The sequence below is a fragment of the Herbaspirillum sp. Sphag64 genome (assembly GCF_014192645.1).
In the GTDB taxonomy this organism is placed as follows: Bacteria; Pseudomonadota; Gammaproteobacteria; order Burkholderiales; family Burkholderiaceae_D; genus Herbaspirillum.
In genome coordinates, this window is record NZ_JACHYE010000010.1 from 93,731 (window position 1) to 112,915 (window position 19,185).

The 19,185-nt window shown below is 54.0% G+C and carries 21 protein-coding genes and 1 tRNA gene; 15 read left to right on the forward strand and 7 right to left on the reverse strand.

The genetic code is table 11. The features are described 5' to 3' along the window. Positions 1 to 364 precede the first annotated feature (364 nt). The 3 genes from ttcA to FHW66_RS15665 form a co-directional block, all read right to left on the reverse strand. A complete protein-coding gene (gene ttcA, locus FHW66_RS15655) occupies positions 365 to 1,327 on the reverse strand; it encodes a tRNA 2-thiocytidine(32) synthetase TtcA (RefSeq protein ID WP_183380750.1) in 963 nt (320 codons plus the stop codon). Between the two features lie 62 nt (positions 1,328 to 1,389). Next, the gene (locus FHW66_RS15660; protein WP_183380751.1) at positions 1,390 to 1,785 is read right to left on the reverse strand and encodes a dihydroneopterin aldolase; all 396 of its coding nucleotides are present in this window, start codon (positions 1,783 to 1,785) and stop codon (positions 1,390 to 1,392) included. Positions 1,786 to 1,836: 51 nt separating this feature from the next. After that, complete coding sequence (locus FHW66_RS15665; protein WP_183380752.1) at positions 1,837 to 2,610, reverse strand: SDR family oxidoreductase; 774 nt, start codon at positions 2,608 to 2,610, stop codon at positions 1,837 to 1,839. Positions 2,611 to 2,694: 84 nt separating this feature from the next. Here FHW66_RS15665 and FHW66_RS15670 point away from each other — a divergent pair, with 84 nt between their 5' ends. From FHW66_RS15670 to FHW66_RS15690, 5 genes are all read left to right on the forward strand, one after another. Further along, the gene (locus tag FHW66_RS15670; RefSeq protein WP_183380753.1) at positions 2,695 to 3,852 is read left to right on the forward strand and encodes a class I SAM-dependent methyltransferase; all 1,158 of its coding nucleotides are present in this window, start codon (positions 2,695 to 2,697) and stop codon (positions 3,850 to 3,852) included. Between the two features lie 54 nt (positions 3,853 to 3,906). Then, on the forward strand, positions 3,907 to 4,101 hold the full coding sequence (locus FHW66_RS15675) for a DUF2905 domain-containing protein (protein ID WP_183380754.1): 195 nt from the start codon (positions 3,907 to 3,909) through the stop codon (positions 4,099 to 4,101). A gap of 9 nt (positions 4,102 to 4,110) precedes the next feature. Next, positions 4,111 to 4,767, forward strand: coding sequence for a response regulator (locus FHW66_RS15680; RefSeq protein ID WP_183380755.1), 657 nt, complete (start codon positions 4,111 to 4,113; stop codon positions 4,765 to 4,767). Next, positions 4,764 to 6,071: an ATP-binding protein gene (locus FHW66_RS15685; protein WP_183380756.1), complete on the forward strand. Its 1,308-nt coding sequence runs from the start codon at positions 4,764 to 4,766 to the stop codon at positions 6,069 to 6,071. Before FHW66_RS15680 ends, FHW66_RS15685 begins: the two co-directional genes overlap by 4 nt. A 136-nt stretch (positions 6,072 to 6,207) precedes the next feature. Beyond that, the gene (locus tag FHW66_RS15690) at positions 6,208 to 7,713 is read left to right on the forward strand and encodes a DegQ family serine endoprotease (RefSeq protein ID WP_183380757.1); all 1,506 of its coding nucleotides are present in this window, start codon (positions 6,208 to 6,210) and stop codon (positions 7,711 to 7,713) included. 77 nt (positions 7,714 to 7,790) lie between these two features. Here the strand turns inward: FHW66_RS15690 and kefC are convergent, their stop codons facing one another. Together kefC and FHW66_RS15700 are read right to left on the reverse strand one after the other, a co-directional pair. After that, on the reverse strand, positions 7,791 to 9,590 hold the full coding sequence (gene kefC / locus FHW66_RS15695; protein ID WP_183380758.1) for a glutathione-regulated potassium-efflux system protein KefC: 1,800 nt from the start codon (positions 9,588 to 9,590) through the stop codon (positions 7,791 to 7,793). A gap of 6 nt (positions 9,591 to 9,596) precedes the next feature. Continuing rightward, positions 9,597 to 10,157 (reverse strand): NAD(P)H-dependent oxidoreductase, encoded by a 561-nt coding sequence (locus tag FHW66_RS15700; protein ID WP_183380759.1) that lies wholly within the window; start codon positions 10,155 to 10,157, stop codon positions 9,597 to 9,599. A 283-nt stretch (positions 10,158 to 10,440) separates the two neighbouring features. Between FHW66_RS15700 and FHW66_RS15705 the strand changes: the two genes are divergently transcribed. The 5 genes from FHW66_RS15705 (at position 10,441) to FHW66_RS15725 (ending at position 13,392) form a co-directional block, all read left to right on the forward strand. Beyond that, on the forward strand, positions 10,441 to 11,376 hold the full coding sequence (locus FHW66_RS15705; RefSeq protein ID WP_183380760.1) for a gamma-glutamyl-gamma-aminobutyrate hydrolase family protein: 936 nt from the start codon (positions 10,441 to 10,443) through the stop codon (positions 11,374 to 11,376). 100 nt (positions 11,377 to 11,476) lie between these two features. Further along, positions 11,477 to 11,782, forward strand: coding sequence for a YqjD family protein (locus tag FHW66_RS15710; RefSeq protein ID WP_183380761.1), 306 nt, complete (start codon positions 11,477 to 11,479; stop codon positions 11,780 to 11,782). A 15-nt stretch (positions 11,783 to 11,797) separates the two neighbouring features. Beyond that, on the forward strand, positions 11,798 to 12,190 hold the full coding sequence (locus FHW66_RS15715; RefSeq protein WP_183380762.1) for a phage holin family protein: 393 nt from the start codon (positions 11,798 to 11,800) through the stop codon (positions 12,188 to 12,190). Positions 12,191 to 12,198: 8 nt separating this feature from the next. Continuing rightward, entirely contained in the window at positions 12,199 to 12,609 is a 411-nt protein-coding gene (locus tag FHW66_RS15720) for a hypothetical protein (protein ID WP_183380763.1), read from the forward strand. A 126-nt stretch (positions 12,610 to 12,735) separates the two neighbouring features. Next, complete coding sequence (locus FHW66_RS15725) at positions 12,736 to 13,392, forward strand: OmpA family protein (protein WP_183380764.1); 657 nt, start codon at positions 12,736 to 12,738, stop codon at positions 13,390 to 13,392. Positions 13,393 to 13,522: 130 nt separating this feature from the next. Here the strand turns inward: FHW66_RS15725 and FHW66_RS15730 are convergent, their stop codons facing one another. After that, positions 13,523 to 14,089, reverse strand: a complete 567-nt coding sequence (locus FHW66_RS15730; protein ID WP_183380765.1) for a cytochrome c5 family protein — start codon at positions 14,087 to 14,089, stop codon at positions 13,523 to 13,525. Positions 14,090 to 14,312: 223 nt separating this feature from the next. Between FHW66_RS15730 and FHW66_RS15735 the strand changes: the two genes are divergently transcribed. The 3 genes from FHW66_RS15735 to FHW66_RS15745 all read left to right on the forward strand — a co-directional run bounded on the left by FHW66_RS15735 (position 14,313) and on the right by FHW66_RS15745 (position 16,265). Then, positions 14,313 to 14,388 (forward strand) — tRNA-Arg (locus FHW66_RS15735). Positions 14,389 to 15,314: 926 nt separating this feature from the next. After that, positions 15,315 to 15,917, forward strand: a complete 603-nt coding sequence (locus tag FHW66_RS15740; RefSeq protein ID WP_183380766.1) for a recombinase family protein — start codon at positions 15,315 to 15,317, stop codon at positions 15,915 to 15,917. Positions 15,918 to 16,052: 135 nt separating this feature from the next. Then, complete coding sequence (locus FHW66_RS15745) at positions 16,053 to 16,265, forward strand: hypothetical protein (RefSeq protein WP_183380767.1); 213 nt, start codon at positions 16,053 to 16,055, stop codon at positions 16,263 to 16,265. A gap of 203 nt (positions 16,266 to 16,468) precedes the next feature. Here FHW66_RS15745 and FHW66_RS15750 read toward each other — a convergent pair whose 3' ends face one another. Further along, positions 16,469 to 17,107, reverse strand: coding sequence for a phage antirepressor KilAC domain-containing protein (locus FHW66_RS15750; RefSeq protein ID WP_183380768.1), 639 nt, complete (start codon positions 17,105 to 17,107; stop codon positions 16,469 to 16,471). Between the two features lie 582 nt (positions 17,108 to 17,689). Here FHW66_RS15750 and FHW66_RS15755 point away from each other — a divergent pair. Next, entirely contained in the window at positions 17,690 to 18,274 is a 585-nt protein-coding gene (locus tag FHW66_RS15755; protein ID WP_183380769.1) for a hypothetical protein, read from the forward strand. A gap of 84 nt (positions 18,275 to 18,358) precedes the next feature. Continuing rightward, positions 18,359 to 18,820, forward strand: coding sequence for a surface-adhesin E family protein (locus tag FHW66_RS15760; RefSeq protein ID WP_183380770.1), 462 nt, complete (start codon positions 18,359 to 18,361; stop codon positions 18,818 to 18,820). The last annotated feature ends 365 nt before the right edge of the window (positions 18,821 to 19,185 follow it).

Here is a 19,185-nt window from a genome sequence, read left to right on the forward strand (position 1 = left end):
GCAGAGAGTGCAACCGGAGCGGCATCCCTGAGGATGCACAGTCTCCGTCACATCGTTACTTGCTGAGGCATTACCTCAGTCCCCCTGCTGCAGTCACGACTTTGATACAGGGCTGACGCACAATGCAACCAGTGTGTCTCGCGTTTTGGTTGATTGCATTTGGCCTCAGTCCTGCCGTCATTAATGATCTTGTTGTACTGTCAGCGATTGCTACCCGTATTGGCAGCAAACCTGCTGACAGACAAATTAAATCATGCGGTGGAGGGGCTTCAAGCGAGGAGTAAGGGGGTATTTATTGGCTAATCCACATGAATATGGCGTGGATCAGCACAATAGTTTTAGATTTGCTGCAGCGAAGCCGGTATCAATCCTGCAGATACAGGGAAATGACATTGGCAGTCTCGCCGCTACCGGTGGCGCAGGGTTCTTCATCAAACGCGATATCGCCATTGGCATCGGCTTCGCCGGTGGCCTTGAGGTTGGCAAAGTCGAACAGTTTGCGGTCCATCAAGTGCGAGGGTGCAGCGGTGGAGAGTGAGGCAAAGATGTTGTCCACCCGGCCTGGATATTTCTTCTCCCATTCCCGCATGAGGCCCTTGATCTGCTTGCGTTGCAGGTTTTCCTGGCTGCCACAGAGGTCACAGGGGATGATCGGGAACTGCTTCACTTCAGCATAGCGGGTGAGATCGGCTTCCTTGACGTAGGCCAGGGGACGAATCACGATCTGTTTGCCGTCGTCAGATTGCAGCTTGGGTGGCATACCCTTGAGTTTGCCGCCGAAGAACATGTTCAGGAAGAAGGTTTCCAGTATGTCGTCGCGATGATGCCCAAGGGCAATTTTTGTTGCGCCGAGTTCGGTGGCAACCCGGTACAGAATCCCGCGCCGCAGACGTGAACAAAGCGCACAGGTGGTTTTTCCCTCTGGTACGACGCGCTTGACGATACTGTAGGTATCCTGATTTTCGATGTGATAAGCCACTCCTAACTTCTCAAGATAGGCAGGCAATACGTCGGCCGGGAAGTTCGGCTGCTTCTGGTCCAGATTGACGGCGATGATGTCAAAGTGGATCGGTGCCCGTTCGCGCAGGGTCAGCAGAATATCCAGCAGCGCGTAGCTATCCTTGCCACCGGATAGGCAGACCATGATCTTGTCGCCGTCTTCGATCATGTTGTAGTCGCCAATCGCCTGGCCGGTCAGACGGCACAGGCGCTTGTGCAGCTTGTTGTTTTCGTAAGCGATTTTCTCGGCTTGTTTCTGGGTCAGCTGCTGCTGTTCTGTTTGCTGCTGGCCGTCAGCCGGAGCGGCATGTTCGAGCACTTGATTCATGGCTAGTCCTGCAATAGTGGGTCAGACAAGGCGGCGTCTGATCAATCTGATAAATTGGATAATTAAGACAATGACTTGACGCGGAAGACTTCCACGCCAACCGCATCACAGTCCGGGTAGACGTCTGGTTTTTCGGTCGAGACACGTACTGCGCGTACCTTGGGATGTGCCAGCATGGAGGTGACGACATCATCGCATAAGGTTTCCTGCAGATGGATATGGCCTTGTGCCATGCGCGCTGCGATGGTGCTGCGGATGAAGTCATAGTCCACCACTTCTTGCAGCAGGTCATCTTTTGGTGTCGACTCAGCCAGCGGAATGAACAGATCGACATTGATCAGGATGCGCTGTTCACCTTTCTTTTCGAATTCGTGCACGCCAATGTTGATCAGCACCTCGTAGTTGCGCAGGAACAGGCGGCGGCAATCGTTTAATTCAGGATGAGAAAGAGAGAACATGATTTCCAAAAAAGTGAGTGTTGATGCATAGACAATCTTGCTGCGATTGGCTTATTTGGCGATGAACATGACATCGCGTTGCAGCGGTATCAGATGCTGGCCGCCATCGACCAGTATCGTGGTCCCGGTCATGGCGGCTGCTGTTGCTGCAAAGCAGACCGCAGCGGCCACATCATCTGGGGTACTGCTCTTGCCCAGCGGTGTAACCTGATGGGCTTGTTCGAACTGATCCGGGGTCTGATCGCCGGATACCATGGTAATGCCCGGTGCGACACCGACTACCCGCACTTTTGGCGCCAGCGCTTGTGCCAGCAAGGTGGTGGCGCTCAGCAAGGCTGCCTTGGATAGCGTGTAGGACAGAAAATCGGGATTGGGATTGTACAGCTTCTGGTCCAGCAGGTTCACCACTACCGACTGCTGACCCGCTGGCGTGGCTTCAAACAGGGACTGCGCCAGCAGTACAGGGGCTGCCAGATTGGCATGCATATGCCGGTCTAGTGATGTTGTGGAGAAATTTTCTGCCAGATCATGTTCGAACAGCGAAGCATTGTTCACTATGCAACGTACCGGCCCCAACTGCGCCGCTTGTGCGATCAGGGATTTGACACCCGATTCATCGGCCAGCTCGCATTGCAGTGCGATCGCACGTCGTCCGAGTGCGGTGATTTCTTTCACCAGCTGCAGTGCTTCGGTACGCGACTTGCCATAATGCACGGCAATGTCCCAACCATCACGCGCCAGCGCCAGCGCAATGATGCGGCCGATACGCTTGGCTGCGCCGGTGACCAGGGCAACTTGTTGTCGAGATGGATGCATGGCTTTCATTTCATGTCGGAATCGGGTGCCGCGAGATAGCGCTCACCCCGGTAATCGAAAAACACAGCGGCGGTTTCACATACAATACGCCCCATGCAACTGCAATTACCTCAAGCTTCTGCCGACGCGCTGGACGCGTCCCGTTCCCTGACCCAGCTGATTGCCGAAGAGATTCGGCAGCAATCAGGCTGGATGTCGTTTGCTCGCTACATGGAACTGGCGTTGTATGCGCCGGGACTAGGCTATTACAGCGGCGGCGCAGCCAAATTGGGCAAAGACGGAGATTTTACAACCGCGCCGGAAATTTCGCCGCTCTTTGGTGCCACGCTGGGCCGGTTGGCACTGGAATTGTTTCCGCAATGCGACGCTGCTGTCATGGAGTTTGGTGCCGGAACCGGCAAACTGGCCTTGGATGTGCTCAGCGAATTGCGCGCTGCCGGGCAATTACCGTATGAATATTGCATCGTGGAAATATCGGCGCAGTTGCGTGCGCGACAACAGGAAACCTTGCGTGACTTTCCGCAGGTACGCTGGCTGGATCAGTTGCCGACGCGTTTCTCCGGCGTGGTGCTGGGCAACGAGGTACTGGATGCGATGCCGTTGCAGCTGGTGGTGCGTACCCCGGAGAGCTGGGCCGAACGTGGTGTCGGGTTGACGACGGAGGGCAGTTTTGCGTTTGTTGATCGGGATGCCGATGGAGTCTTGCTGGAACAGATTGCGCAGCAGATTCCTGAGGCAGAGAGTTTGCCGTCCGGGTATCTGACGGAAGTGCATGCCATTGCTGGCGGCTTCATGCAATCGCTGGCAACCATGTTGAGCACGGGCAAGTCAGCGGCCTTGCTGTTCGATTATGGTTTTCCGGCGCGGGAATATTATTTCCCGGGACGTGCACAAGGCACACTGATGTGTCATTACCGACATCATGCGCATGCGGACCCTTTTTATCTGCCGGGTTTGCAGGACATTACTGCACACGTTGATTTCACCGCCATGGCACAGGCGGCGATTGCCGGTGGACTGGAGGTCTTTGGCTATACCAGTCAGGCGGCCTTTTTGCTCAATGCCGGTATCGGTGACGTGCTGTTGCGGACTTCGCCAGAGCAAAGCCGTGCCTATCTGCCACAGGCCAATGCAGTACAAAAACTGATTTCGCCGGCAGAAATGGGCGAGTTGTTCAAACTGCTGGTGGTGGGCAAAGGCGTTGACTGGCCAGCGCGGCTGTTGGCGCATGATCGCACCCATCGTCTATAAAATTCGTGGCATTGACAGCATTAATGAGAGAACAACCATGAGAGAACAAACATCATGATTCGTTGGGTACTGGTTATTTTTCTGGCCGTCATTGTCTTTTCCAGTTTGCTGCCATGGCTGGAAAAACTGGGTATTGGCCGGTTGCCGGGTGACTTGCGCTTCAAGTTGTTCGGACGTATTTTCTCGTTGCCATTTGCGTCGACTATTCTGATTTCAGTGGTCATTTTTCTGGTGGCACGCTTCCTGTAGAAGGTCATCATGCGAGTCCTGCTGGTAGAAGACGATGTCATGGTTGGTGAGGCAGTCCGCAAAGGGCTGCGTCAGGATGGCTTTGCCGTCGACTGGGTGCAGGATGGCAAGGCTGCTGAACTTGCGCTGCAACACGAGACGTATGCCTTGCTGTTGCTGGACCTCGGTCTGCCGCAAAAAAATGGTCTGGAGGTGCTGCGCAGCTTGCGTCAACGCGGTGACAAGATCCCGGTACTGATCGCGACCGCGCGCGATGCCGTCTCCGATCGTGTTGCCGGGCTGGATGCCGGCGCTGATGATTATCTGATCAAGCCCTACGATCTGGAAGAGCTTGGTGCGCGCATGCGGGCTTTGCTGCGGCGCCAGTCGGGGCGTGCCGATAGCGTGATTCAGTTGCGGGATGTTTGCCTCAATCCTGCTACCCACGAAGTAACACTGGCGGGGCAGCCGGTCAACTTGTCGGCACGCGAATTCACCTTGCTGCATGCGTTTCTGGACCGTCCCGGGGTGGTTCTCTCGCGTGCCCAGCTGGAAGAAAAACTCTACGGCTGGGATGACGGCGTCGAGAGCAATGCCGTCGAAGTACATATCCATGCTCTGCGCAAAAAGCTGGGCAGTGACTTTATCAAGAACGTACGCGGCATTGGTTATCTGGTCCCCAAATGAACTCCATTCGTCGACAATTATTGCTGTGGCTGGCGCTGGGCTTGAGCGCAGGAATTTTTCTGGCGGGTCTGGTGCTGTACTTTCAGGCGCGTGAAGAGGCTAACGATATCTTCGACTACCAGATGCGCCAGATTGCGGCTTCGTTGCCGCGTCAGGCATTTGCACCGATTGCGCCGGGCCGTGACCTGCCGGATCTGGACGACGAAATCATGATGCAAATCTGGAACAGCAACGGTACCGTGATCTATCACTCGCACTCGACCAGCGTGATGCCACAGCAAGCCGAACTTGGCTTTGTCGATGTACCGGGACCGGGCGGCATGTGGCGTGTCTATAGCGCGCAGATCGGTAATACCGTAGTGCAGGTGTCGCAGCCACAAAGCGCCCGCAAGCAGGTTGCTGCGCAGATGGCGATCAAGACGGTGATGCCGCTGCTGCTGTCGTTTCCGTTACTGGGTGCATTGATCTGGATTGCGGTCAGTCGGGGGCTGGCGCCAGTGCAGCGTGCCGCGGCTGATGTGCAGTCGCGCGACATGCATACCCTGACACCGATTGCGGACCAGCATCTGCCGCAGGAAATTCGGCCACTGACGCATGCCTTCAACGATTTACTGACACGACTCCAGCATGCCATGCAGGCGCAACGGGCCTTTGTCGCGGATGCCGCGCATGAGCTACGTACGCCACTGACAGCGTTGCGCTTGCAGGCACAACTGGCAGAACGGGCGACTGACGAGGCGGAGCGGCGAGGTGCATTTGCTGATCTGAAAAATGGATTGGAGCGCGCGACCCATTTAGTCCATCAACTATTGACCTTGGCGCGCCAGGAGCCTGGCGTGCAGGAGCTTGGCCGCATTGCCTTGGCACCATTGTTGCAAAGCGTTCTGGCCGAGTTGGCACCGCTGGCCGCCGAGCAGGAGATCGATCTCGGCATGAATGCAGGGGATCACCTCACCATGGAGATCCAGGGCAATGCCGACGCCTTGCGTATCCTGTTCAATAACCTTTTGTCCAATGCGCTGCATTACACCCCCAAAGGGGGCGTTGTGGATGTTGCCTTGCAGCGCACGGAAGACGGGGTACAGGTAACGATTCAGGACAGTGGGCCGGGAATTCCCGAGCAGGAGCGCGAACGCGTATTCGACCGCTTTTACCGCGCCACGTCTGCCGCCAGTCAGCCTGCTACCGGAAGCGGTCTGGGCTTGGCGATTGTGCGTCAGATTGCGAGCCTGCATACGGCGACTGTACATCTCGACAACACCAGTCAGGGTTTGCTGGCAACGGTGACATTTCCTGCTGCCTGACGATTTTTACGGCTTAAGTTTGTCTTAATTTTCGCGCTTTATGATGCACTCCATCGGGTAAAAAAGTACCCGAATGATTGTTTGATTGATTGTCTGAGCAATCGTCTTTTGATTCATTCATTAATAGGAGTGTTCCATGAATCGCCGCGTTGTCCTTATGCGTAATACCCTTGCGCTGACTCTGGCCGCCGTGCTTGGCGGTGGTTATGTCTATCTGCATGGTTCGGACTTCACTACTGCCAGTGCCGCACCGTTGCTCTCTGGTGCGCCCGCAGCAGGTGCCGCTGCCGTGTCTCCCACCGGGAATGTCGCGCAGATGGCGCCGACGGATTTCTCTGGCATCGTTGAGCGGACCGGTCCAGCCGTGGTCAACATCAGCGTGACTGGCAAGGCAAGCCGTCGTAGCGATAACGCCGATCAGGCCGAGGAGAATGATTCCAATGATCCTTTCTATGAATTCTTCAAACGCTTTGGTCCGCAATTTGGCCAGCAATTTCAGCAGCCGCATGGTCCTCAAATCACGCATGGTCTGGGCTCGGGTTTCATCATCAGCGCAGATGGGTTGATCCTGACCAATGCGCACGTGGTTGACGGTGCGCAGGAAGTGACCGTCAAGCTGACCGACCGCCGTGAATTCAAGGCTAAGGTACTGGGGATCGACAAACAAAGTGATATCGCACTGATCCGTATTCCTGCCAAGGATTTGCCAACGGTACAGATCGGTAATTCAAGCCTGCTCAAGGTCGGTGAACCAGTGCTGGCGATTGGTTCGCCCTACGGTTTTGACAATACAGCGACTGCCGGTATCGTCAGTGCCAAGTCACGTAGTCTGCCAGATGATAATTACGTTCCGTTCATTCAGACCGATGTGGCGGTCAATCCCGGAAACTCGGGTGGCCCTCTGTTTAATCTGAAGGGCCAGGTGGTTGGTATCAATTCGCAGATCTATACACAGACTGGCGGCTATCAGGGCTTATCGTTTGCGATTCCGATTGATGTAGCGATGAAGGTACAACAGCAGTTGCTGGCCCACGGCAAGGTGACTCGCGGTCGTCTTGGTGTGTCGGTGCAGGAGGTCAATCAGGCCTTGGCGGAATCCTTTGGTTTGAAGAAGTCGGAAGGCGCCTTGGTGAGTTCGGTGGAAAAGGATAGTCCAGCCGAGAAAGCTGGCGTACAAGCAGGTGACGTGATTTTGGCATTCAACGGGCAGCCGATTGATCACTCCGTCGATTTGCCGACCGTCGTGGCGGATGCCGCACCGGGCAGCACGCAAAAGCTGGAGATCATGCGCAATGGCAGTGCCAAGACGATCAGTGTGGTGATCGGGGAAATGAAGCCGGTCAAGGAAGCTGCCGCCAATGGCAATGCCGAACCGCAGGGACGTCTTGGTCTGGCGGTGCGTCCTCTGAACAAGGATGAGCAGCAGCAAATCGGTGTGCGTGGCGGCTTGCTGGTACAGGATGTCAGTGGTCCGGCCGCAGTAGCGGGGATCGAGAGTGGCGATGTGATTCTGTCACTTAACGGTACCGCGGTAACCGGCGTTGAGCAGTTGCGCAATCTGGTCAGCAAGGCGGGCAAGAACGTTGCGCTGCTGGTTGAACGTGGCGATGAAAAAATCTTCGTACCCGTTTATCTGGAGTAAGCTGCGCTGAGGAAGACCCGGCAGTACCGCGACTTGACGTCAGGTGCTGCCGGGTTTTTTTTATCCAAAGGTATTATTCAGTCCCAGTGATGTTTTTCTTCGCGACTGGTGACATCCTGATCGCTGGCAAACATGTCCATCAACTCTTCACGTGCCTGCACTGCCATCGAAACCAGCGTTTGCTGGTCTTTGTAGTGAGGGTAGAGTTTCTCCAGGGTGGCGATATTGTGGGCGCGGAATTTCATTGCCGCGCGATGGGCACGATAGGCACCAAAATTCAGTTCACCCAATACCTTCTTGCCCATCTCGAGCGCGCTTTCAAAGGTTTCCCGTTCGAGAATGGTGACACCACGGTCCATCAGATCGTAGAGATGGGTGACATTACGTGCACGCGCGGCGATTTTCAGATGTGGAAATGCCCGTTGTACTTCCTCTACCATTTTCAGACTGGTGTCGACATCGTCAATCGCAATCACGAGCAATGTCGCTTTCTCAGCACCGGCGGTACGCAGCAGGTCGATCCGGCTGGCGTCGCCATAGAAGACCTTGAGACCAAACTTGCGCAGTGTTTCGATTTGATCCGGATCATGATCGAGGACGGTCATGCCAATACCATTGGCATGCAGCAGACGACCGATGATTTGTCCAAAACGTCCAAAGCCGGCGATGATCACAGGGTTATCATGTGGATCGATATGGTCGGCAGGACGACGCTTGGTATCTTGCAGGCGCGGTAATAAAAAACGATCATGCAAAAGTAGCAATATGGGTGTGACTACCATCGATAGCGCTACCACCACGACTAGAATGGAGGACACTTCTGGTGTTAGCACCTTTGCAGTTGCCGCTGCGCCAAAGACCACGAAGGCAAATTCACCACCCTGCGATAGGAGGAAGGCAAAGAACAATTGTTGATCGCGTGGCAGCCGGAAGCAGCGGGCAAGTCCGTACAGCAGTGCAATCTTGATCGTCAGAAAGCCGAGCACCAGTCCGAGAATGAGCCACGGTTGTTGCATGAAAATACCGAAATCCACCGACATGCCGACGGCGATGAAAAACAGTCCGAGCAACAAGCCCTTGAACGGCTCCAGATCGCTTTCCAGTGCATGCCGATATTCGGAATCTGCCAGCATTACACCGGCGAGAAAGGTGCCGAGTGCCATCGACATTCCTACCGATTGCATCAATAGGCAGGTAGAAATGACCAGCAGCAATGCGAAGGCAGTGAAGATCTCGCGCAGGTCGGTCTTTGCGATGTAGCGCAGGATGGGGCGAGTCAGATAGCGTCCGCCAAACACCAGTGCCAGGATCACGGCTATGACCTGTACCGTATGTGCCCAGCCATGGCCGTGCCCTTTTGTCACTGCGACTCCCAGCAGTGGGATTGCTGCCATCATCGGGATCGCAGCAATATCCTGAAATAGCAGTATCGCAAAGCCAGCCGCGCCAGCTGGCGTGGCATTGAGCTTGCGTTCGCCCAGCGTTGCCAGGGCAATGGCCGTAGAAGATAGTGACATGCCGAGCGCGCCGATGAGTGCGACCCTCCAGTCAATATCGACTGCCACCGCAGCGGCACACAGGCCTGCGCTGACCAGCGCTACCTGGGCGCTGCCCCAGCCAAAGATATGGCGACGCAATTGCCAGAGACGTTGTGGTTCCAGCTCCAGCCCGATCAGAAATAGCAGCAATACGATACCAAATTCCGAAAACTGGAGGATGTCATCGACGTTACTGATCAGGCGTAGTCCCCAGGGACCGATGGCAATACCGGCCAGCAAATAGCCAAGTACTGCACCGAGCCCGAGTTTCTTGGCAATCGGCACAGCCAGCACGGCAGCCAGCAGATAGATCAAAGGATTAAGCAATTGTTGTCCCATGCGATGTCAGTCTGTTGACTGGCGTTGCGGCCAGTGTGGATATTGATCGAGCATTGTTCTGTAATGTGCAGCGTGTTGCGCCAGTGTCGTCTGACTGACGTCGCTGGCGGCATGTAGCAGAAATGGAGGGTGCCAATGCATGCCGCACAATTGCGCAGTTTGTCGATAAGGCGGCAGAAATTCCTCGAAGGGATAACCATGGCGTTCACCCGACTGATACGACGCCGCATCCGCACCGGTGGTGGCGACAAGCAGGAAGTCCTTGCCCTGCAGCGCTGTACCTCCTGGTCCGAATGCCCAGCCCCGTTCCAGCACCTGATCCAGCCATTCCTTCTGTAGCGCTGGCATGCTGTACCAATGAATCGGGTGCTGCAGAATGATCAGATCGGCTTGCATCAGCAGCGTGCGTTCACGGACGAGGTCGATATGAAAATCAGGATAGTTTTGGTAGAGGTCGTTAATGATCACGCGCGGCGATGACTTGACGGCATCCAGCATGGTCCGGTTGGCGCGAGAGATGTCTGCCCCTGGATGGGCATAAAGAATGAGAATGCTTGGAGAGCGCATGGCAACGGGTAGCATTTTGTGCATTGATGACGGAGTGGCTGAAATATATAACGGGAACCTGTGCTTGGGTTTCAATATTGCCCATCTGTTGATATTTGGTCTGCGCATTCGACAGCGTATCGGTGTCACTGCCGAAAAAGAGTCTTGCCCACATGTAAAAAAGGAATCAATACGCTTATACTTTCTCTCTATTGTGGGCAGATATCGTGTTGTTTGAAACATGGAGTTGATCTGTCGACGACGCCGGCGATGGTAACCGGCTCTTATTGCCGTCAGGAGCGAGATGCAAGATTCCGAAGCAAACCAGCCACAACCAGCACCGCAGCCAGAAGCTCAGCCAAAGCCGCAGCCGTCAGCAACACTTGACGGACCTTGGTCGCAGGCATGGAGATTTTTTGGTGCCAGATTCAGGGCAATTTCTGACAAGGCGGGCCGGCGGCTCATGCAGCGCACGCTCAAGATTGGCGTATCTGCGCGTATTTTTCACCCTGAACCGGGTGCCAAGGGCTTGCGTGGTAAAACGCTACAATATCTGGAAGAGTCAATCGCGCAGTGGGTAATGTCGCGTGATGTACTGGTATTCATGATACCGACTGTCAATACCAATGGTCTGGTGCATCCCAGCAATATACGTTTGCGCGACTATGCCAAGCATCTGGATGGTCTGGTACTGCAAGGTGGTGCAGATGTTTCTCCACAAAGCTATTCCGAGGCGGCGACCCGGCCCGAATGGAGCGGCGACCGGGTGCGTGATATGTACGAACTGGAGCTGTTGCACGAATTTATCGAAGCCGGCAAGCCAGTTCTGGGTATCTGCCGTGGCTGCCAGTTGATCAATGTGGCTTTCGGTGGCACTCTGTATCAGGATATTGCCAGTGATGTTCCTGCCGCGATTGCGCACGTTAATGACCAGTACGACGGCAATTATCACGAACTGACGTTCCCGCCCGATTCATCCCTGGCGTCGCTGCTCAATACCCGGCAGGCTACTGTGAATTCGATTCACCATCAGGCAGTCAGGGAGCTGGGACGTGACCTGTCGATTGAGGCTGTTTCAGGCAAGGACAATATTGTTGAGGCAATTCGTTATCGTAAGGCACCGTTTGTAATGGGTCTGCAATGGCATCCCGAGTTCCACCGCGCGGCGGGTACCGAGTTGCTTGATTGCATGCCAATCCTGGACAGCTTCCTGCGAACAGCCAGGGAGACAAGGTTCTGATCAGGGAACCTTCTGTCGTCTGGAGTAATCGTAATTCGCGTGCGTCGCAGGTAGTCGCAATATTGCTGCGACGCATAGAAGTATTTTTTAAGGAGTATCCATGACAATGTCTACCTACAAAACAGTGAGAAACGATATGAAAACCCTGGTAAAAGATGCACAAGCGTTGTTCCGCGAGGCTGCAGCAAGTACCGGTGACAAGGCCGATGAGCTGCGCAGCAAAGGTCTGACTATGCTGGAAGCTGCAGTCGAGGCTGCGCAGAATGCGCAAGCAGTTGCGGTAGAAAAGGGCAAGGAAGTTGCCAAGCGCACGGATGACTACGTCCATGAAAATCCATGGCGTGCCGTGGCGATTTCTGCCGGTATCGGCCTGCTGGTCGGTCTGGTTATTGGCCGCAGCAAGTAACGCGCAGCGTTGACGATGGAATCTCAACAAACGCAGACAGAGTCAGCTAGTCCCGGTGTTATCACCGGGACGCTGGCCATCGTCAAGAATTTACTTGGGCTCATTGCCAACCGGATTGAGCTGGCGTCGCTGGAGCTGTCTGACATTGGCGTTCATCTGATCAAGTTTCTGGTTCTGTTTGGATTGGCTGCCATTGCGCTATGGTTTGCACTGGCGTTTTGGACGGTGCTGCTGGTTTTCCTGGCCTGGGATGCCTGGGGCTGGAAAATACTGGCGGTGTTAGGCGCCTTCTTTACCTTGGTGACCGCGATCATTGTGTGGCGTGCCTATGCCCTGCTGCAGCAGGAAAAACTTGGGCTGCCGTTGACCATGGCTGAGTTGCGCAAAGACCGTGACGCTTTGTTATGAAGGATGCCATGGCAGACCATATGGACAAGATGTCGAAAGAGCAAAGACGCCGCAAACTGCTGGCCGAAGGCGCCCTATACCGGTTTGGCATCATCGAGGCGCGCGAGCAGGTGCGCGCCGGTCTGACGCCCACAGGCCTTGCCAAATCAGCGGCAAGTCGCTTCAGTAGTGCATTGGGTACTGGTGTGAGCAGTCTTTTTTCGGGTGGCGGCAATGCTGGCAAAATTGTGCAATCCCTGACCCCTCTGCTGGTGAGCGGGATGTCTCTGCTTTCGAAACGCTACGTACGCAAGTCTTTTCTGTACTACGGCATCATCACAGCCGGTGTTTTGCTTGCCCGCTATGTGGCCCGCAAAGCAAAGAATACTGACGCTCCAGACGATGCAGCTGAGGGAGCGAGCTCTGGCGAGGATGAATAAGAGCATTGCCTGTATGGCAAGCGATCTGGCCGGCGATACCTCTCAATCACAATAACTGAAAAGAAACATCATGCCTTCCCGCACACACTGGGTGCCGGAAGGCTTTTGTAATACTGGAGAATGAAGATGCAAAAATTAACCATTGGATTATTGACTCTGACGCTAGCGGTTGCCGGCTGCGCCAACATGAGTCCGACACAGCAAGGCACGGCGACAGGCGCTGGCATCGGCGCCGGACTGGGCGGCATTATCGGTGCTGCCACTGCAGGCGGCGGCGCAGGTCGTGCGGTAGGTGGTGCTGCGATTGGTGGTGCTTTGGGCGCGGTATTGGGTAATGTCTGGTCGACGCGCATGGAAGATCAGAAGCGCTCGATGGAACAGGCGACGCGCGGCACCGGCGTGCAAGTGACGCAAACGGCCGACAATCGCTTGAAGCTCGAAGTGCCGAGTGATATTTCCTTTGATGTCGGGCGCGCGGATATTCGTCCTGACTTCCGCGCCGTGCTGGATAAATTCGCACTGACGCTCAATGATAATCCGGCCTCCACGGTAACCATTATTGGCCATACTGATAACACTGGCAGTGATGCCGTCAACGATCCACTGTCGATGCAGCGTGCAGCACGCACTCGTGACTATCTGACAACGCGTGGCGTATCGCCGGGCCGGTTCCGTATTGATGGCCGTGGTTCGCACGAGCCGCTGGTTGCTAATACCAGTGATGCCAATCGTGCCCGTAATCGTCGTGTTGAAATCTTTGTCGCGGAGCCGCAGCAGCGCTAGTTCTTGCGTTCTGATGGTGGTAGCGATCATAAAAAATGCCGTTCAGATCAACTGAACGGCATTTTTTTATCTATACACTGCACTGATGGGTACACCAGCAACAGCAAAGGTGAGGTTTTAGTTCTTGGTCTTATTTTTTGGTGTCAGGCATTGGTGCTGCAGCATTTGCCTCAGCAGCAGGGGCTGGCTTCGGCACATCAGGTTCCTTGAAAGCTGCGCCAGACTGGTTTGCCATATAAACCACGGTGCGTGCAATCTCGACATCATCCAGATCAGGATTGCCGCCTTTGGCAGGCATGCCGTTGTAGCCACCAATCGCATGCTTGACCAGGGTGTCAAAGCCTTCGCTGATCCGAGCCTTCCAGGCTTGTGGGTCGCCCACTTTTGGCGCACCGGCCAAGCCAGCACCATGGCAGTTGACACAGGTGGATTTGAAAATTTCTTCACCGCTCAACAGTTGCTTGGGCGCGCTGGCATCACGGAAAGTGAAGCCTTCATCTGCGACCGGTTCAATACGGTTTTTGATCATTTCCGGTGTTTGACTGCTGGATCCAGCGCCGGTTTTTTGTCCATTAGTGACATATTGGACCAGCAAAATAATGCAGATGATTGGAATCAAAAATCCCGCCAGTACAGCGGCAATGAGTTGCTTTGGTGTCTTGATTGCGGATTCTTGCTCGTGATGCGCGTCGCTCATGGTTTCCTCTATGCAATATTATTGGAAAGTGTTCACACTGATTCCAGATGCATTGTCTGAACTTCAGCTTGACGCTTACTTGCTATGTAGAGAGGTGGTGTCTCGCCCCAACTTTTGATTATAGACACAATGTAATTCATTGGGAACGGAAAATAGCGGCTTGGCGTGGACGTCGCCCGCGAAAAACTGTATCCTTCATGCCTCTTCGACGTTCGCGTCCTGCGCGGCTGTAGCTCAGTGGATAGAGTATTGGCCTCCGAAGCCAAGGGTCGCTGGTTCGATTCCAGCCAGCCGCGCCACTAATTTGTTTTAAATCAAGCACTTACCGTGAATGAGGCGGACAGCGTGACGCCTCAATACTCGTATTATACGTCTCTCAGTGTGCCAAAATTGTGCCAGAGTTCATGGGCTTGAAAGCCTGTACTGGCCTCTCTTTCCAGCTATCGCGTGGTACCCGGTTTAGCCTCAAAATCACCCTCCGACCAAAAATTGCAGCGATTTTTTACGGGGACACCCGCGCCCTTGCCGCGCTCAGAAGTCCCCATGCCGCCCTTTGAGAGTATTGGGAGCGGCATCATTTGTTAGATATAAAACATTACTGTGTGAGTGTCGGGGGCGTCTCAGTTGCCGTTGCCGTTGGAGCCTTCTTTGCCCCGGCTGATACACATCCCTTGTCTTCGTATAGAGCTTGGAGCCTCTTGTAGCGTGCTATGGCTGCTTTGGCTTCGACGGAATGGGCATCACTAGTATCCATGAAAAACCACGGGACGATAAGGAATGCACCAGCGACCCCAAGTCCGACATTTTTTGCAACTTGGCCGTTTACGTCGGAATCACTAATCAGCTTCTGATTCTGCATATCTTGCATTTCGTTCTCAATACTTCTGCAACTCTTGGTGTCGTCACCTATCTGTGACAACTGGACAGGGTTAGGAGTGGTGTGTACACAAGCCGTCAGAGTGAGCGCTGTTGCTATGGTCGTTGCTATTCTTTTCATATTCTTTCCATATTGAAGTTATTTATCACTGACAGCAATTTGTCAGGATAGGCTAACAATTGTAACAATAAGTTACTTTTGTCTTAATGATAATTTTCGTGTGGCGGTAATCAAAGGACCGTTTCTTTACCAGTTAGTCTGCTCTATGTAGAGTGGTAATAAAGTCCTTGTAAACAAATTGATTACCAGTCATAATTATTTCCACCTTTAATTACCAGTGGAGATGGTATGACCCGCGCCTTCCTTTACGCCCGTGTATCGACTGCGGAGCAGACAACCGATAACCAAGTCCTCCAAGCGGCTCAGGCCGGGTACGTCATCGAACCGCACCGAGTTCATTCAGAGACCATCAGTGGCACTGTCCCTGCAATGGAGCGGCCTGAGTTCGTCAAGGTGGTCTCTAAGCTGGAGCAGGGGGACATGCTGGTGGTAGCGAAGCTGGACCGACTGGGGCGCAATGCTGCCGATGTAGACCGGACAGTAGAGATGCTGAGGCAGATGGGCGTCCGGGTAGTGGTGCTGGACCTGCCAGTGATGGAAGTGACCAGTGCAGCCGGTGAGCTGGTCCGCCGGATGTTCGCAGCCTTTGCCCAGTTCGAACGGGATCAACTGGTGGAACGGACCCTTGCAGGGCTGTCTAGGGCCAAGGCAGAGGGCAAGGCACTGGGCCGCAAGGATGCCCTTGCTGTGCTCGCTGAGAAGCGAGGTATCAAGCTGCCTCAGTTGCACACGGAGATACGACAGAAGCTTGCAGGCGGTGCTACGGCACGGGGGCTAGCCAAGGAGTACGGGGTATCGCATCCAACGATACTCAAGGTGGGGCAGCAGTAGCGGTAGTGAAGGTAGGCACACAGTCCATCAGGGCCAGTCCGAGCAATCCGGCTGGCCTTTTCTTTGGTCGATCAATATGGGGTAAGCATTTCGGTCAGTTATAAGACACACGCCCATCAACCATGAAGGAGGACCATGACAGCAGCATCGGTATTCGACGGTACTACCCATCCGCTTGAGCATAACGAGGTAGAGCGGCATTACTTCCTGTACACGTTGCAGAAGACATCTAGGAGCGGCCCCAGCGCTTACCGTAGAGCAATCGAGGCAGCTACAGGCGGTCTACCTACGTGGGCCATGAGAGGCAAGCCGGGGCGTAAGCAGCAATCAACCAAGGAGCAACTATAAGCACGACAGGTACTACTCATATCGGTGGCCGTCTGAGTACGTCTCAGCAAGAAGCCATTGCCCAAGCAGTAGCGCAACATGAAGAAGAACAGGCGTTTATGGTGCAGGTACGGGTTGTGTACCGGATGTTGAACAGGTAACAGGCTTCGCAGCCAGCATTACGGCAGCGTTCGCACCAGATGCGCGGGTAGTACCAGTACATGCTAGGCGGCGATGGGCTTTGCTACTGCGGTATCACCGTGCTTGACCCAGAGCTTCTGGATACCGATGACACCCTTGCCGGTGATGAGCGTCTTACTGTACGCCTTGCGTAGCCGATGAATCCGGTCGTACCAAGTACGCTCTTGCAGCTTGAACCAGCCACGATCAACATAGACTTGGTACGGCTCCGTTGATGGGTACGGCTTGATGATGCCCAGCTCGCGCAGGAAGTTGTACAAGCGGCCTCGACCACTACCAAGTACCTTGGCTACCTCGGACATCTCCTGCCCGTTGTTAGCCTCCACGAGTGCGTCATGGACTGCCACCTTCGGTGCCTGCTCCTGCACCTTGTTCTCCAATGCGATGACTTGCTCGGTGTAGTTCAGGAGCAAACCGCGTAATGCTGCCGGGTCACTCAGGGTTGGCTTGGCCTCAAGCTCTTGCCATCGGTCAATGATCCTTGCCCGCATCTGTACGCTGTAGCCAGATACGAGAATCAGGGTTTCGCGCTTGGGTAGCAGGTACTCTGGATTTTTCTTACCGTTGGCTGCTGTGTAGTAGCCCTCAAAACTGAGGGTTCCCCCTCCACCGTACAAGTCAGCCAGCATCGTGAGGATAATCTCCCGCCACGATTGCGTCATGCTCTGCCTTGCGGAGAGCGGAGAGGCGGGATTCAATGTCGTACTTATCCCACCAAGCACCGGACCCATCCGGGTTAGTTACCTCTGGCTTGTACTTCCTGAAGAAGCTCATGGCTCTAGATACGGCTGGGTAGTGATCCCGCCGTCCTCGCCGGTGGTCGGTCTTGATAGCGAGGCAGCAGTAAATGTCATGACCGATAGCGATCCTGTGTCGGGCCTCGGCCAGCACTGATGATGCTTTCATGTAGGTCATTGACCTGCCTCCTCTGCGTCCTTGATAGCAGCCGCGAGTGCCGAGAGCCGGGATTGAATGTCACCACGAGGCCACCAGATATCGTTCTGGTCTTTACCCTCGGGCTTGTACTTGTTGAAGAATGCCTGTGCAGCGTTGCGGTCAGTTCTTAACCGTGATGCCGCTATGGAGATGGCCCGACAACCGACACATCCGGTGATGAAGGTGACGCTACGGGTAGGGTGGTTCAGGCTAAAGCCAGGTAATTTGATGTGTTAGAGTATTCCGCTGTCCCAAGACCACATTGCTGGTCTCTATTGTTACTAGGCCTGATACTTAGGAGAGGGTTCATGAAGGTGTTGCCCCGTCGAAGGCTATTGCTCAGAAACCGATTCCAACTAAAGCCATTAGATAGCCCTGCAAATAAAAGCTGGATAGAGCGGTGGCTGCCCTACGTAGATATTACGTTGAAGTTCGCCTCAATTATTGCTTTTGTAGTGGCTGGATTGTGGGCTTATCGTCAGTACGCTGTGGCAGGAAGTGATGATTGGATGGTCAATCTAGATATTCAGACGGAGGTTCTTCCTTACAAGGACGACTTGAGGTTGCTTGTAATTCATGTCAAAGCAACGAATCCACGCAGTGCGTCCATTGACTTCGAGAAAAGTAAGAAGGACTCATTTAAGTTATCGATACGTAAGCTCCCAGTAGGCCTGCAGGCTGGTGAAGCTGTAGACGTTGATAATGGAGAAGCAATTAACGAGTTTGACTTTCTCCCTTCTGAAGATGTCTTTAGCGTTCTTCCCGGCGCGGAGCAGGACAGTAACGCGACTATTGTTCTCCCTGTCAATGCCGTTGTCTCATTGTCGGCAGTAATTTCCAAGTACAACGCAGATTACTGCGTTAAAAATAGTCTTGTCCAAGTTAAGCCATAGGTGGTCATGTTAGTCAGCTAATTGTCAGTCTTTGGGCTGTATGCGATTATCCCCAATCAATATAAAAAATAATGGGGAAAATATATGAATATTAAAGCTGCACTGGTGCTGGCCGCCGCACTACACCCTTTAAGTAATGTCGCAGCGTCTGAAAAATGGACAGAGGTAAGCAAGGACAGTATCGCAACAATGAAACTCGATACGAGATCAGTAAGTCATGTCGGTGAATACGTCAAAGCATGGATTTTGGTGGATTTTGCTCGTCCTAACAAAATGGGGCTACGGTCGCAGAAAGTACTACAGTTATATTCTTGTACTGATCGAACGGTAGAATTCACACAGATAGTCAACTACCGCAAGCCGAATGGAGCGGGGCCGGGTGACTCTGTGCAATCAAATACACCTTACAGACAGGCGGTGGTGCCCGACACCGCTGGCGATCTTATGCTTCGTTCTGTGTGTCAAGTAATCGCAATACAGGATTACTACCAAGGGGATAAGAATGCTATACCTCCAGACGTTCATAAATGGCCCTTCACTGATTGACAACCTGTGGCCTAGCTTAGCTAGTCCTCCTAATTCATTTTCCTCTTGACCGACGTAAACCGTCACGCGTAAACTTCTATTTGTCGCGGATAAAGACGTGACCGGGTTTGATCGCCCGACTAACTCAAGGCGGACAACCGCCAACTCGGCGGTATTTTTTCGTCCGTACCATGCTGTGTCTTCTATGGGCAGCGGTGGTGGGGAGGCTTCGGCCTGCCGGTTTCCTTGAGTACCGGTCGATCAACCCTATCATCTGCTGCCCACCTCGTTTGATCGCGGGGTGAGTGGTGTAACTCACTCAAGGAGTCACATAATGACTAGCATCGCCACGCCCGTAAGAAGCACAGCTACACCCAACACGCCTG